This is a genomic window from Baekduia alba (genome assembly GCF_028416635.1).
In the GTDB taxonomy this organism is placed as follows: Bacteria; Actinomycetota; Thermoleophilia; order Solirubrobacterales; family Solirubrobacteraceae; genus Baekduia; species Baekduia alba.
Genome location: NZ_CP114013.1, coordinates 3833281 through 3847558 on the forward strand (window position 1 = coordinate 3833281; position 14278 = coordinate 3847558).

16 protein-coding genes are annotated in these 14278 nt (G+C 73.7%); all 16 read right to left on the bottom strand.

What is annotated here, in order from left to right; translation table 11 throughout:
• Positions 1-30 precede the first annotated feature (30 nt).
• From hypF to DSM104299_RS19325, 16 genes are read right to left on the bottom strand one after another with little or no spacing between them, the layout of a single operon-like run.
• Complete coding sequence (gene hypF / locus DSM104299_RS19250; RefSeq protein ID WP_272473266.1) at positions 31-2322, bottom strand: carbamoyltransferase HypF; 2292 nt, start codon at positions 2320-2322, stop codon at positions 31-33.
• Complete coding sequence (locus tag DSM104299_RS19255) at positions 2319-2762, bottom strand: hypothetical protein (RefSeq protein WP_272473267.1); 444 nt, start codon at positions 2760-2762, stop codon at positions 2319-2321. The genes hypF and DSM104299_RS19255 overlap by 4 nt, the downstream gene beginning before the upstream one ends.
• Complete coding sequence (locus tag DSM104299_RS19260) at positions 2759-3952, bottom strand: D-sedoheptulose-7-phosphate isomerase (protein ID WP_272473268.1); 1194 nt, start codon at positions 3950-3952, stop codon at positions 2759-2761. The genes DSM104299_RS19255 and DSM104299_RS19260 overlap by 4 nt, the downstream gene beginning before the upstream one ends.
• The gene (hypB, locus tag DSM104299_RS19265; protein ID WP_272473269.1) at positions 3949-4641 is read right to left on the bottom strand and encodes a hydrogenase nickel incorporation protein HypB; all 693 of its coding nucleotides are present in this window, start codon (positions 4639-4641) and stop codon (positions 3949-3951) included. Before hypB ends, DSM104299_RS19260 begins: the two co-directional genes overlap by 4 nt.
• Positions 4629-4982, bottom strand: a complete 354-nt coding sequence (gene hypA / locus DSM104299_RS19270; protein ID WP_272473270.1) for a hydrogenase maturation nickel metallochaperone HypA — start codon at positions 4980-4982, stop codon at positions 4629-4631. The genes hypB and hypA overlap by 13 nt, the downstream gene beginning before the upstream one ends.
• On the bottom strand, positions 4982-5497 hold the full coding sequence (locus DSM104299_RS19275; protein ID WP_272473271.1) for a hydrogenase maturation protease: 516 nt from the start codon (positions 5495-5497) through the stop codon (positions 4982-4984). Before DSM104299_RS19275 ends, hypA begins: the two co-directional genes overlap by 1 nt.
• 1 nt (position 5498) lies before the next feature.
• Positions 5499-6572, bottom strand: a complete 1074-nt coding sequence (locus DSM104299_RS19280) for a hypothetical protein (RefSeq protein WP_272473272.1) — start codon at positions 6570-6572, stop codon at positions 5499-5501.
• Positions 6569-7231 carry a DUF6084 family protein gene (locus DSM104299_RS19285; RefSeq protein ID WP_272473273.1) on the bottom strand — a complete coding sequence of 221 codons (663 nt, stop codon included), beginning with the start codon at positions 7229-7231 and terminating at the stop codon, positions 6569-6571. The genes DSM104299_RS19280 and DSM104299_RS19285 overlap by 4 nt, the downstream gene beginning before the upstream one ends.
• A complete protein-coding gene (locus DSM104299_RS19290) occupies positions 7228-7866 on the bottom strand; it encodes a DUF5947 family protein (protein WP_272473274.1) in 639 nt (212 codons plus the stop codon). Before DSM104299_RS19290 ends, DSM104299_RS19285 begins: the two co-directional genes overlap by 4 nt.
• Entirely contained in the window at positions 7863-8678 is an 816-nt protein-coding gene (locus DSM104299_RS19295) for a NifU family protein (RefSeq protein ID WP_272473275.1), read from the bottom strand. Before DSM104299_RS19295 ends, DSM104299_RS19290 begins: the two co-directional genes overlap by 4 nt.
• A 1-nt stretch (position 8679) precedes the next feature.
• Positions 8680-10461, bottom strand: a complete 1782-nt coding sequence (locus tag DSM104299_RS19300; RefSeq protein WP_272473276.1) for a nickel-dependent hydrogenase large subunit — start codon at positions 10459-10461, stop codon at positions 8680-8682.
• 9 nt (positions 10462-10470) lie between these two features.
• Positions 10471-11532, bottom strand: a complete 1062-nt coding sequence (locus tag DSM104299_RS19305) for an NADH-quinone oxidoreductase subunit B family protein (protein ID WP_272473277.1) — start codon at positions 11530-11532, stop codon at positions 10471-10473.
• Positions 11533-11549: 17 nt separating this feature from the next.
• On the bottom strand, positions 11550-12641 hold the full coding sequence (gene hypE, locus DSM104299_RS19310) for a hydrogenase expression/formation protein HypE (protein ID WP_272473278.1): 1092 nt from the start codon (positions 12639-12641) through the stop codon (positions 11550-11552).
• Positions 12638-13753, bottom strand: coding sequence for a hydrogenase formation protein HypD (gene hypD, locus DSM104299_RS19315; RefSeq protein ID WP_272473279.1), 1116 nt, complete (start codon positions 13751-13753; stop codon positions 12638-12640). Before hypD ends, hypE begins: the two co-directional genes overlap by 4 nt.
• A complete protein-coding gene (locus tag DSM104299_RS19320; RefSeq protein WP_272473280.1) occupies positions 13750-13971 on the bottom strand; it encodes a HypC/HybG/HupF family hydrogenase formation chaperone in 222 nt (73 codons plus the stop codon). The genes hypD and DSM104299_RS19320 overlap by 4 nt, the downstream gene beginning before the upstream one ends.
• Positions 13968-14234: a HypC/HybG/HupF family hydrogenase formation chaperone gene (locus DSM104299_RS19325; protein WP_272473281.1), complete on the bottom strand. Its 267-nt coding sequence runs from the start codon at positions 14232-14234 to the stop codon at positions 13968-13970. Before DSM104299_RS19325 ends, DSM104299_RS19320 begins: the two co-directional genes overlap by 4 nt.
• Positions 14235-14278: the final 44 nt, after the last annotated feature.

Genomic DNA, 14278 nt, shown 5'->3' on the forward strand with positions numbered 1-14278 from the left:
GGAACGCTATCCGTCGCGCGGGCCCGACGCTCAGCCCGCGCGGCCCACGGCGGCGACCGCCGCCTGGCCGAAGGCGATGCCGCCGTCGTTGCACGGCAGGCGCTCGGGATGCAGGACGCGCAGGCCGCGCCGGGTGAGGTCGGCGTGGCAGCCCTCCAGCAGCAGGCGGTTCTGGAACACGCCGCCGGACAAGACCACCATGTCGGTCCCCGCGCGGCCGGCGGCGCGCGCGCACGCCTCCGCCGTGGCCACGGCCAGCGCGTTGTGCGTCCGCGCGGAGACGACCGGCACCGCCGCGCCGGCGGCGAGGTCGTCGCGCACTGCGCGGATCGTCGGGCGCGCGTCGAGGACGAGGTCGTCGCCGACCTCCAGCGGATAGGCGCGCCGCTGGGCGCGATCGGCGACCGCCTCCAGCTCGATCGCGGCCTGGCCCTCGTAGCTCACCGTCGCCCGCACGCCGCAGAGCGCGGCGACCGCGTCGAGCAGGCGCCCGGCGCTGGTCGTCGGCGGCGCCGCGAGCCCGCTGCGCGCCAGCCGCGCGACGTCGGCCCAGCGGCGCGGCGTCACGTGGCGCGCCAGCGCGGCCGGGAGCGCCGGGACCTCCACGTCGTCCTCGACCGCCGCCAGCCAGGCGCACGCCATCCGCCACGGCTCGGCCACGGCGCGGTCGCCGCCCGGCAGCGGCACCGCGAGCAGATGTCCCGCGCGCGTGAAGTCGCGCGCGTCGCCGACGAGCAGCTCGCCGCCCCACACCGTCGCGTCGGCGCCGTAGCCGCTGCCGTCGTAGATCGCGCCGACGGCCGGCCCGTCGAGCCCGTGCTCGGCCAGACACGCGGCCAGGTGGGCGTGATGGTGTTGGACGCCGAGCGTCGCGACGCCCTCGCGCTCCAGCGCGTAGGCCGTGGACGCGTAGCCGGGATGGAGGTCGTGGACGACCAGCTCCGGCGCCACGGCGAACAGGCGCTCGAAGTGCGCGACGCCGTCGACGAACGACGCCCGCGTCGCCGCGTCCTGGAGGTCGCCGAGGTGGTGGCTGACCCACGCGCGGCCGTCGCGGGCGACGCAGAACGTGCTCTTCAGCTCGGCGCCGCAGGCCAGCAGCGGCGGCGCCTCGTCCCCGCCCGGCAGCGGCAGGTGCGAAGGGACGTGGCCACGCGAGCGGCGCAGCACGCGCGGCCGGCCCACCGCCACCCGCACGACGCCGTCGTCGGTGCGCATGTGGATCGGGCGGTCGTGGGCCAGGAACGCGTCGGCGATCGGGGCGAGCCGCTCGCGCGCGTCGGCGTCGCGGTAGGCGATCGGCTCGTCGGAGACGTTGCCGCTGGTCAGCACGAGCGGGCCGCCGGCGTCGGCGAGCAGCAGGTGGTGCAGCGGCGCGTAGGGCAGCATCACGCCGAGCTCGCGGCGATGCGGCGCGACGGCCGGGGCCGCCGGCGCGCCGGCGCGACGCGCGGCCAGGACGATCGGCCGCGCGGGCCCGCGCAGCAGGCGCTCCTCGTCCTCGTCCAGCACGACCAGCGCCCGGGCGCCGGCGACGTCGGCGGCCATCAGCGCGAACGGCTTGTCCTCGCGGTGCTTGCGGGCCCGCAGCGCGGCGACCGCGCGCTCGTCGTCGGCGCGGCACGCGAGGTGGTAGCCGCCGATGCCCTTGACCGCGACGATCGCGCCGGCCCGCAGCAGCGCCGCCGCGGCCGCCGCCGCGTCGACCGCGTCGCCGACGTCGGCCCCGAGCAGCGCCAGCCGCGGCCCGCAGTCCGGGCACGCGATCGGCTGCGCGTGGAAGCGCCGGTCGGCCGGATCCTCGTACTCGGCCCGGCACGCCGCGCACATCGGGAAGCCGGCCATCGTCGTCAGCGGCCGGTCGTAGGGCACGCCGCGCACGATCGTGAAGCGCGGGCCGCAGTGCGTGCAGGAGATGAACGCGTGGCGGTGGCGGCGGTCGGCCGGGTCGCGCAGCTCGGCCAGGCATGCGTCGCAGGTCGCGGCGTCGGGGACGACGAGCGCGTCGGGCGCGCCGCCCCGCGCGCTCTCCACGATCGCGAAGGAATCCTGATCGATAGGCGCCACGTCGTGGACGCGAACGCCGTCGACGTGGGCCAGCGGCGGCGCCTCGACCGGCAGCCGGCGCAGGAACGCGGCGACCGCGCGGCCCTCGCCCTCGACCTCCAGCACGACGCCGTGCGCGTCGTTGCCGACGGTCCCGGTCAGCCCGAGCTCGCGCGCCAGCCGGTGCACGTAGGGCCGGAAGCCGACGCCCTGGACGGTGCCCTCGACGTGGCCGCGCACGCGCCGGCGCCCGGTGCTCGCGGGCGCCGCGCTCATCGCCGCGGACGCTCCCGCAGCTCGGACAGGACGAGGCCGTAGAGCAGGTGGTCGGCGACCAGCACCAGGCGCGCGGGCACGCCGTTGACCCGATGGTGCGGCAGGCCGAGCGCCGGCGCGACGACGGCCTCGAAGCTCAGCAGGATCGCCATCCCGTGGGCCGGCCCCGACCACGGCGCGCGGCGCAGCGTCTCGGGCAGCAACGCGAACCCCACGCCGCCCATGGCGCCGACGGTCCAGTGCACGAGGTCCTCGAGCGCCGGCCGGCGCTCCTCCGCAACCTTGCCCAGCAGCTTGGGCGCCGCCGCGTAGGTCAGCTGCTCCGGTGGCGCGGGACCGATCAGCCCGAGCTCCGCGGCGAAGCGCCGCACCCCGGTCATCGCCAGCGCGCCGACGACGCCGCGAAACGCGCTGTGCGTCAGCTCGTCGGCGTCGATCACGGGCGCGCCTCCTCGATCAGCTCCCGCAGGACGTGCCACGCCGTGGCCTGGGCCTCCTGGATGCGCGGGATGTGCTCGGAGCGCGTGACGACGACGTGGTCGGCCAGCCCGTCGGCGGCGATCCGCCCGCCGTCGTAGCCCACGAACGCGATCGTCGCCAGCCCGCGCCGGCGGGCTTCGGCCAGCGCGGCGATCACGTTGGCGGAGCCGCCGCTGGTCGAGAGCGCCAGGAGCGCGTCGCCCGGGCCGCCGTAGGCGATGACCTGGCGGGCGAAGATCGCCTCGGTCCCGACGTCGTTGGCGATCGCGGTGAGGATCGCGCTGTCGGCGGTGAGGTCGAGCGCGCGCCGCGCAGGCCAGCGGCGGGCGGGCGGCGGCGCGCGCAGGTCGGCCACGGCGTCCATCGCGTCGGTCGCCGAGCCGCCGTTGCCCAGCGCGAGGACCGCGCCGCCGGCGTCCAGGCGCATGCGCAGCGCGGCGGCGGCCGCGGTCAGCGCCGCGCGGCCGTCGCCCACGGTCTGCGCGCGCAGCGCCGCGGTCTCGTCGGCCTTGGCGGCGATCGAGGCGCGCACGTCGGCGAGCACCGCGTCGAGGTCGGTCTCCTGCTCGGCGAGGAAGGGGTACAGGAAGCTCGAGGCGCCGGCGTCGTGGGTGCCGCGCGCGTCGCGGCCGGCGAGCAGGCCGCGGTGCTCGAAGAACACGTGGACGAGCTCCCACAGCACGTGGTAGCTGGTCTCGACCAGCTCCTGGGCGACGAACGCGTCGTCGGTCGGCGGCCGCAGCTCCCAGTCGGCGCCGACCGGCGCGAAGGCCAGCGTCAAGCAGCCGCGCGCCCGCGCCGCGGCCACCGCGCCCTCGACCGCCGCGCCCGCGCCGAAGGCGATCGCGATGTCGTCGGGCGCCACCAGGAGCGCGACCTCGCCGGGCTCGATGCCCAGCGCGGGCAGCGCGCGCTTGCCGACGATCACCGGATGGACGAACTCGACCGCGACGTGGCGGACGTCGGAGCGGTCGGCAGCGTCGGCGCCGAACGCGACCAGCCGCCCGCCGCGCGCGAAGCGCTCGGCCATCCGGTGGCAGAGCCGCGCCAGCCGGTCGGCCTCCGCGCCGAAGAAGCGCCCGCCGGCGTCCGTGCGCGCCGCCACCAGCGTGCCGAGGCGATCGGCCGGCGCGGCGGCGCGTGCGCTCACGCCGGCGCGCCCACGCGGTCGGGGAGCCGCGCGAGCCAGGCGCGCAGCGCGTCGATGCCCTGGCCCGTGCGGGCGCTGACCTCCAGGTGCGGGACGCCTGGATGCACGGCCTGGAGGTGGTAGAAGAACCGGTCGAGGTCGAAGTCGACGTGCTCGAGCAGGTCCACCTTGTTGACGACGACCAGCTCGCAGGTCCGGAACATCAAGGGGTACTTGAGCGGCTTGTCGTCGCCCTCGGCGACCGAGGACACCATGATGCGCGCGTCCTCGCCGATCCGGAACTCGGCCGGGCAGACGAGGTTGCCGACGTTCTCGACGATCAGCAGGTCGAGGTCGTCGAGCGGCAGCAGCGGCAGGGCCGACCGCACCATGTTGGCGTCCAGGTGGCACTCGCCGCCGAAGCCGCTGCCGGTGTCGAGCTGGACGACCGGCACGTGGAGGTGCGCGAGGCGGTCGGCGTCCAGGCTGCCCTGCACGTCGCCTTCGAGGACCCCGACGCGCACGCCGTCGCCGATCGTCGGGCCGTCGCCCAGGATCCGCTCCAACACGGTGGTCTTGCCCGCGCCGGGCGCGCTCATGAGGTTGACGACGGCCACGCCGGCGCGGTCGAAGTCCGCCCGGTTGGCGGCGGCGATCGTCGCGTTGGCGTCCAGCGCGTCCTCGGCGACGCGGACCTTCACGCGGTGCATGCCGCTTCCTCCTCCACCTCGATGGACTCGACCTCCAGCTCCTCGCCGGCGACGACCGCGACGCCGCCGTCGCCGCAGCGCGGGCAGCGCAGCGGCAGGCGCTCCAGCGTCGACGTCCGGTCGCACGGCGCGCAGCGCACGCGCACCGGCACGCTCTCCCACGTCAGGCGGGCGCCGTCGCAGACCGTCTCGCGCGACACGATCGCGAACGCGAAGGCCAGCGCGTCGGGCACGACCTGGCGCAGCGCGCCGAGCCGCAGGGAGACGACGGTCACGCGCCGGCCGCCGGCGTGCTTGGCGGCGGTCGCCACCACCGCCGAGGCGATGGAGAACTCGTGCATCAGCCCGCCGCCGGATAGGCCGCGTCGCGGCGCAGCTCGTCGAGGGTCTCGGACACCAGCGCGAGCGCGCGGTCCACGGCGCCCTCCACCGCGGGCGTCAGGCCGAGGCCGACGTCGTCGACCTCGCCGGGCTCGCAGCCGATGACGACGACGCGGCCGGAGAACCCGCCGATGGCGCCGACGAAGCGCAGCATCGTCTGCGGGTCCATGCCGTGCGGGTTGATGACGTCGCCGTCCTCGATCGGCTTGCCCAGCTCCTCCATGTCGGGCTCCAACACGTACAACGTGCCAGGCGCGCCGCCCTGGCGGCTGGCGTCGAGGAGCACGAGCGCGTCGTAGCCGCGCATGATCTCGTAGGCGAGGTCCAACCCGCCGGTGCCGAAGTCCATGACGGTCACGCCGTCCGGGACGCCGCGCGCCTCGAACCGCCGGGCGCACTCGCCGCCGAACGCGTCGTCCTGCAGCCAGGCGTTGCCGACGCCCGCGACGAGGATCTGCTTCTCGGGCACGCGCATCTCAGGGGGCCTCCACCTCGTCGGGCTTGAAGTACAGGTACCGGCCGATGTCGCGCATGAGCTGCTGGCCGGGGTCGTCGTCGACGGTCACGCAGAGGTGGACGTCGCCGTCGTAGTCGATGTAGATCCGCTCGATGGTCGCGCTGCGGCCGGCGAGCAGGTGGTCGGTGGCGCCGACCCGCCCCACCCCGGGGCGCAGGACGACGTGTCCGCCGCGGGCGAAGCGCCGGTCGCCGACGACGACCGCCTCCTCCCCACGAACCTCCTGCTCCACCGGCGCCGGATCGCTCAGCGTCACGCGCCCGTGCAAGGCCATGATGTCGCTCGGCGTCGCCGCGGCGGCCCGCGCGAGCATCGCGCGCACCGCGGGATCGGCGTCCTCCAGCTCGGCCCGCTCGCCGTCGCTCAGCGCGAGGACGTGCAGGAGCAGCGCCTCCTCGATCTCGGTCCCGTCGAACAGCGAGCCGCGGCTCTCGGGCGCGATCTGCGGGTGGTCGGGCAGGAAGATCGCGGCGCCGAGGATCGCGTCGTCGGCCTCGGTCGCGAGCACCGGATGGGTGTTGACCGACACGCACGCCATCACCGCGGCGGCGGCCTCGGGCGGCGGCGCAACCGGGGAGAAGAAGCGCCCGGGCGCAGCGCAGCGCACGACGAGGTGCGTGGAGAGCAGCGCGCCCTCCAGCGCGTCGGCGCGGCTCGCGCCGTCGGCCAAGTCGGTGGTGTTGGCCACCTCGACGGTCACGCGCCGCAGCGGCCCGAAGGCCTCGACGTCCATCGCGACGGTCCCGCCGACGGAGCCGAGTGCGAACGCGACGCCGGCGCCCGGCGTCACGTCGACCGTGTGGGCGGCGCCGGCCACGAGGCAGTGCACGGTCGCGGAGAACGCCGCCGCGTCGGTGGCGATCGCCTGCACCTTGAGGCGCGCGAAGCGGTGCGGGTCGCCCGCCGCGTAGGACGGCGGGTAGACGATGCCGAACGGCGTCGGCGTCAGGTTCTTGGTCGCGCTCGGCGTGTAGGGGTAGAGCTGGTGGCCCTCCCACAGCAGCGTCTCGACGAGCGTGTCGAGCGCGGTCATCCCAGCAGCCCCCGGACGGTGTCGTCGAAGCTGTGGTCGCCGCGCAGCGCCTTGCGCGCCGCGAGCGCGTCGAGCGTGTCGGTCGTCAGCCGCACCCAGCCGCCGCCGGGATGGTGGGCGGCGAGCGCGTCGCGGAAGGCGGCCAGCGGCATCCGCCAGCGTGCCATCGCGCTCCACGGGACCTGGGCGACCTGGAGGCGATCGTGCTCGCCCGCGTAGAGCACCAGGCCGGTGAACAGGAACGTGAGCGGCACGACGCCGTCGGGCAGCGAGTACAGGTACTTGGTCGCCGCGACCTCCAGGTCGTAGCCGTAGGGCACCTCGACCGCGAACGAGGTGGCGCCGGTGAAGCCCTTGACGAGCACGTCGACCGACGCCCAGTGCAGCGCCTGCGTCGTCGCCGCCCAGCGCTCGGGCGCGCCGAACAGCTCGACGAGCCGCGCCCGCGTCGCGTCGTCGTAGGCGCGCCGCGCCGGGTCGATCCGGATCGCGGTCGTCAGCGCCAGCACGTGGATCGGCCGGCCCAGCGGGTCGCTGACGTGCAGGTCGAAGCGCAGCGCGGGCGTGAGCGTGTTGGCCACCGGCGCGACGCCGAGGACCGAGAACACCGGGTCGGTCGCCGCCGTGTCGGGCACCGGCTGCGCGGCGCCGACGGTCACGCCACCACCGCCTGCGCGCGCAGGTCGGCGAAGAACGCGTCGACCGCCGCGGTGACGCCCGGGCCGCCGGAGATCCCCGACCACCCCGCCTTGACGCGGCCGACCAGCTCGTAGCAGCGGTCGACGCCGACGATCGCGTAGCGCGGCGCCGCGCCCGTGCGGTCGACGATCAGCGCCTCGGCGTCGGGCTCGAGCCGGTCGAGCACCGGGTTGCGCGCGCACAGCGCGTCCCAGGCCACCAGCTCCAGCTCGCTCTCGGTCGCGCCCGCGGGGCTCGGGTACAGCGCGACGACGCCGCCGCTGACGCTGCTGCGCAGCAGGAACGCGAGCCCGATCGGGATCTGGAACGCCGCCCAGATCTCGTCGGGCAGGGCGAAGTCCTCGAGCCACAGCGTGCGCGTGCCCGGCGGGCGGAACTCCGGGTCGCCGGAGCGCAGCGACCAGCACGTCTCGCAGACGCAGACGATCCGGCGCTCGGTCAGGTGCAGGAGGTGGCGGTGGCGCTCGCCGATCCCGATCGGGCACAGCTCGCAGTGGGCGGTGCTGGGCGCCGGCCGATCCGTCGCGAGCGCGGGCGGCGGCGCCGCCGCCCACGCGGCCATGCGCCGCAGCCCCTGGGCGCCGCCGGCGCTCATCGCACCAGCGCCACCCGGACAGGGCCGCCGTTGCGCAGCAGGGGCACCGGCCGCAGCTGGAGCTCGCCGTCCGCGACACAGCGCCCCGCGCGCGGCAGGTCGAACGTCGCGCCGCAGGTCGCGCAGGTCAGGCGCCCGCCGAGCAGGACGCCGTCGGTCAGCGGCGCGGCGCAGGCCGCGCACGCGTCGTGGTAGGCCAGCAGCGTGCCGGCGACGTTGGCCACCAACAACCCGGCGGCGGCCGCGATCGCGCCGCGGGCCAGGTCCGCCGCGCCGTCGAGCGCGACCCACTCGACGTCGCCGCCGAGGTCCTCCTCGCGCCGGGGCGGCGCGGGCGCGACGCCCTCGACGTCGAGGCCGCGCAGGTCCGGCGCCGCCTCCTCCAGCGCGCGCTCGATCGCCAGCTCCAGCGTGGTCCGCGACGCGCCGCAGCCCTTGCACGAGCCCTGCAGGCGCAGCGACGCGATCCCGTCGACCAGGCCCAGCAGCTCGACGTCGCCGTCGTGAGACGCCAGGTACGGGCGCACGCCGTCCAGCGCCGCCTGCACCCGCGTCTCCAGCGGCACCGGATGCAGGCCGTGGATCAGCAGGAGGTTGGCGACGAGCTCGTCGCCGGCCAGCGCGGCGACGCCGCCGGCGTCCAGCGCCGCGACGATCCGCTCCAGGCCCTCGCCGTAGAGCTGGACGATCGCGGCGGCCAGCTCGTCGGCGAGCTGGCGCGCGTGCGGGTCGGGCAGCGCCTCGGCCTGCTCGGTCAGCTCCGTGACGCGCGCGACGAGCGCCGCCTCGGTGGGTTCGGCGACCGTCGCCACCTCAGCACATCCCGGTCGGCGTGTGGACCACCTTGCGGACCGTGCCGTTGCCCTTCCCGTACATGTGGACCCCGCAGGGCAGGCACGGGTCGAAGCTGTGGACCGCCCGCATGATGTCGACGCCCTTGAAGTTGTCGGGCCCGTTCTCCTCGAAGATCGGCGTGTTCTGCACCGCGTCCTCGTAGGGGCCCGGCGTCCCGTAGGTGTCGCGCGGGTTGCCGTTCCACGGCGTCGGCGGATAGGGCTGGTAGTTGGCGATCTTGCCCTCGCGGATGACCATGTGATGGGACAGCACGCCGCGCGCGGCCTCGTGGAAGCCCACGCTGATCGTCTCGTCGGGCACGGTGAAGTCCGACCAGCTCTTGGTCCGCCCCGCCCGGATCTCGGCCTGCGCCTTCTCCAGGCAGTGCAGGCCCACGAGCGCCGAGTAGGCCTGGTGGTAGCTGCGCGCCCGCTGGCGCTCGATCGCGTTGGACCACGGCGGGATCTTCCACTCGAGCTCCATCTCGGGCATGAACCCCGTCTTGGGCAGGACCATCTTGATGGACTCGCCCGTGGCCTTCAGGAAGCCGAGGTCGACGAGGCCCGCCTTGGCGGTGACCCACTGGCGGGCGAACGGCCCGCCGCCGGTGTCGCTGGCGACGTAGGTCTCGTTGCGCGCGTCGTACATGCGCGGCGACGCCACCCACGAGTACTTGTCGGCCCAGTCGCGCGCCTGCGGCTTGGGCAGCGTGACCTTGTTCCACGGGTGGCGCTTGTCCACCGGGTTGCCGAGGGGATCCTTCGTCACGAACGTCTCCTCCGCGCCCCAGTCGTCGAAGTACGACGAGCCGAGCAGGATCCGGATCGCGAGGTTGATCTCCACCAGGTCGGTCGTGATCAGCTCGCCCTTGAAGACCAGGCCGGGCGTGACGAACCGCCGCCGGCCCCACTCGGTCATCGTCTTGTAGTCGTAGTCGACGTAGTCGGGGTCGTCGAAGCAGCCCCAGCAGATGATGTCCGTGTCGCGGTAGCCGACGCGCTCGTAGCCCGGCAGCGCCTCGTAGAAGAAGTCGTACAGGTCGTCGTGCATCGGGATGCTGCGCTTGCAGTAGTCCATGTAGCGCATCAACCGCACGTAGTACTCCGTGCACGTCTGCTGGGTGATGTTCGCGCTGCAGCCGCCAGGCAGGATCGTCGACGGGTGCGTGTGCCGGCCGCCGAACAGGCAGTACATCTCACGCGTGTAGCGGGCGACCTGGAGCGTCTCCAGGTAGAAGTCCCCCGTGAACGCGTTGAGCGCGCGCATGATGTCGGCGATCGTCTTGTAGCCGTGGACGTCGGCGTGCGGCGCCGCCGTCGTCTCCGCCTTGGCCAGGACCGCCGGGTTGGTCTCCTTGACCATCTGCTCGGAGTAGTCCACGTTGGCCATGCAGTCGTTGTAGATCGCGTGGTCGAACATGAAGTCCGCCGACTCCGCCAGGTTGAAGGCGTAGTCGCCGAGCTTCGGCGGCTTGACCGAGTAGGCCATGTTCTGGTTCAGGCACGAGCAGGTGCAGTGGTTGTCACCGCAGATGCCGCAGATCCGGCTCGTGATGAAGTGCGCGTCGCGCGGGTCGATGCCCTTCATGAAGATGTCGAAGCCGCGGAACAGCATCGACGTCGAGTAGCACTTCAGCACCTGCTGGTTGGTGAAGTCGATCTCGGTGTGGATGCCGAGCGACCCGACGATGCGGGTCACCGGATCCCAGGCCATCTCCTTGACGGTGACCTTCTGATCGGTGGGTGATTCGACGGTGGCCATGTTCGGTCCTCACCAGCGCTTCGCGTAGCCGGAGGTGAGCTCGGGGCGGCTGTGACGCCACTCCGGCTCCTTGTCGTACTTGCGCTTGACGTTGAAGTGCCGGCCCCAGCGCAGGAGCGGGCCCCACGTGAACTTCGCGATGTCCGACGACACGCGGCCCATCGGGTCCTCGTCCATGAAGGGCATGTACTTGTCCGGGAACCCCGGCATCGTGCACGCCATGCAGATCCCACCCACGTTGGGGCAACCGCCCATGTGGTTGACCCAGCCGCGCAGCGGCACGTTGCACTTGACCACCGGGCCCTTGCACCCCAACTTGACCAGGCAGCGGTGGTCGTCGCCGTACTCGGTGGCGAAGTCGCCCTCCTCGTAGAACGCGGCGCGGTTGCAGCTCTCGTGCGTCGTCCGGCCGAAGAGCGACACCGGCCGGCCGGCGTCGTCGAGCTCGGGCACCGGCCCCATCCCCGCCAGCGCGAAGACGAGGTGGACCAGCATCTCGGTCATGTTGTCGGGCTGGGCCGGGCACCCGGGGATGTTGACGATCGGGATGCCGGCCTTGGACTTCCAGTTCCACCCCAGGTAGTCGCGGACGCCCATCGCGCCGGTCGGGTTGTTGGCCATCGCCGGGATGCCGCCGTAGGTGGCGCACGTCCCGACGGCGACGATCGCGGCGGCCTTGGGCGCCAGGCGGTCCAGCCACTCGTTGACCGTGATCGGCTGGCCGTTGGCGGGGTTGACGCCGAAGCCGGTCCAGTGCCCCTCGCCGTTGATCTTCTCGTTGCCGAGCGAGCCCTCGACGACCAGCACGAACGGGTCGAGCTTGCCGTCCTGGGCGTCGAACCACGCCTGGACGTACTCCTGGCCGACCTCGTAGGCGAGCACCTGGTTGTGCACCACCACCTTGGGCATCCCGGGGATCGCCCCCGTGATGATGTCCTCCAGGCTGGGGTTGGTCGCCGCGGTCATGGCGACCGAGTCGCCCTCGCACGACAGCCCGACGGTGATCCACAGGACGTGGGCGGTCACCGCCTCCGTCTGGGCCTGGTTTGCAACGAACTCGACCGATGCCATCTCCTACCCCTCTCGTCTCAGCAGATCCGTGGCAGCGGGTCGCCGACGAGCTGATCCAGCACCCGTCGCCCGCCGAAGCCCGTCTCGACCAGCACCATTCCGGTGGGGCTCGTGCGCACCTCGCCGATGTCGGCGGCGCGCGCGAAGGACCCTTCCTGTACGTCTTGCAGCGCCGCCAGCGCGGCGCCGGCCCACTCGGGCGCGACGGCGGCGACCAGAACGCCTTCGTTGGCCACGTGCAGCGGGTCGATCCCCAGCAGCTCGGCGGCCCCGGCGACCGCCGGGTCGACCGGCACGGCCGCCTCCTGGACGAGCATCGCGACGCCCGAGGAGCGCGCGAGCTCGTTGAGGACCGACGCGACGCCACCCCGCGTGGCATCGCGCAAGCAGCGCAGGCCCGGCCCTGCGTGCTCGAGCAGCGCGTCGGCCGCGGGCCACAGCGAGCGCGTGTCCGAGACGATCGTGGCGTCCAGCTCGAACTCGCCGCGCGCCAGCATGATCGCCGTGCCGTGGGCGCCGACGGGGCCGGAGACCAGGAGGCGGTCGCCGGGCGCCAGCGCGCCGGGCGACAGCGCGGCCCGCGGGTCGACGTGGCCGAGGCCCGTCGTGCAGATGTACATCATGTCGGCGTGGCCGCGCTCGACGACCTTGGTGTCGCCGGCGACGATCGCGACGCCGGCGGTGTCCGCGGCGTGCGCGATCGCCTCCACCTCGGCGCGCAGCGCCGGCGCCTCGAGCCCCTCCTCCAGGATCAGCGAGAGCGTCAGCGCCACGGGCCTTGCACCGGACATCGCAAGGTCGTTGACCGTGCCGTTGACCGCCAGGTCGCCGATCGAGCCGCCCGGGAAGCGGATCGGCGTGACGACGAAGCTGTCGGTCGTCAGCGCCAGCGTCGCGCCCCCGACGTCGAGCACGCCGGCGTCCCCGAGCACGTCGAGCGCCGGCGAGCCGAAGGCCGGGAGCAGCAGGCCCTCGATCAGCGCGCCCGTCGCCTTGCCGCCAGCGCCGTGGGCCATCGTGATGCGCTCGTCGCGGAACTTGGGGCGCTTGCCCCGCTGCGTCTCGATGATCCCCAGGACCCGCGCCTCGCGGGCGGCCGTGCCGCTCATACGACGACCCGCTCACGGGCGAAGCGCCCGTAGTTGTAGTACGCGGCGCACGCGCCCTCGCTGGAGACCATGCACGTCCCGATCGGCCGCTCCGGCGTGCACGCGCTCCCGAAGACCTTGCACTCGTAGGGCTTGATGACGCCCTTGAGCACCTCGCCGCACTGGCACGCCTTCGGGTCGGCGACGCGCACGCCCGGGACGTCGAAGCGCCGCTCGGCGTCGAGGTCGGCGTAGGCGTCGGACAGCTTCAGCCCGCTGTGGGAGATGAAGCCCAGGCCGCGCCACTCGAAGTGCGGGCGCAGCGCGAAGACCTCGGCCATGATCTCCAGCGCGCGCCCGTTGCCCTCGTAGGGCACGACGCGCTTGTACTGGTTCTCGACCTCGCTGCGGCCCTCGCGCAGCTGGTGCAGGATCATCTGGACCGACTGCAGGATGTCGACGGGCTCGAAGCCCGAGACGACGACCGGCTTGGCGTAGTCGGCGCAGATGAACTCCAGCGGGCGCGCGCCGACGACGGTGCAGACGTGGCCCGGGCCGATGAAGCCGTCCAGGCGCAGGTCGGGCGAGTCGAGCAGCGCGCGCAGCGGCGGCACGATCGTGACGTGGTTGCAGAAGCAGGAGAAGTTGGCGACGTCCTCGGCGCGGGCGCGCTTGAGCGTCAACGCGGTCGACGGCGCCGTCGTCTCGAAGCCGATGGCGAAGAACACCACCTCGCGATCCGGGTTGGCCTTGGCGATCCGCAGCGCGTCGAGCGGCGAGTAGACCATGCGCACGTCGGCGCCCGCGGCCTTGGCCTCCAGCAGCGTGCCGGTCGAGCCGGGGACGCGCATCATGTCGCCGAAGCAGGTGAGGATCACGCCCTCGTGGCGGGCGATCGCGATCCCGTCGTCGACGCGGCCCATCGGGATGACGCACACCGGGCAGCCGGGGCCGTGGACCAGCTCGACGTTCTCGGGCAGGAGGTCGTCGACGCCGTACTTGTAGATCGAGTGCGTGTGCCCTCCGCAGACCTCCATGATCTTCACGTGGCGGCCGGGCTCAACGGCCGCGATGATCTCCCCAGCGAGCACGCGCCCCAGCGCCGCGTCGCGGAACTCGTCGACGTACTTCATGCCGGGCCGTCGTCGAGTCGGGTGAGCGCGGTGCCCGCGTGCACGAGGACGGAGTCGCCGACCGACAGCGGTGCGACGAGCGCGATCTCGACGCTCTCGTGGCCGCCGTCGTCGCGCTCGCACAGCGCCAGGCCGCGGGCCTCGTCGACCGCGAGGACGCGCTCGGGCACGCCGTCGTCGCCGCAGGTGATGCAGTGATGCGCGTCGTGGCAGGTCATTCGATCACGCTGTGGCGGAGCTCCTCGAGCTCCAGCTCGTAGTCGGCGCCCATGCCCTCCAGGAGCGCGATGGTCGCGGCGGCCTCCTCCTCGTCGACGCGCGAGATCGCGAAACCGACGTGGATCAGGACCCAGTCGTCGATCCGGGCGTCGTCGAGCAGGCCGACGTTCACCGTCCGGCGCACGCCGGCGACATCCACGCGCGCTAACCGGTTTGCCTCGTCGACCATCTCGATGATCCGACCAGGGATCGCCAAGCACATAGCTTTGTCCTACTCCGGCGAACGGTGCGCTTGCAAGCGAATGG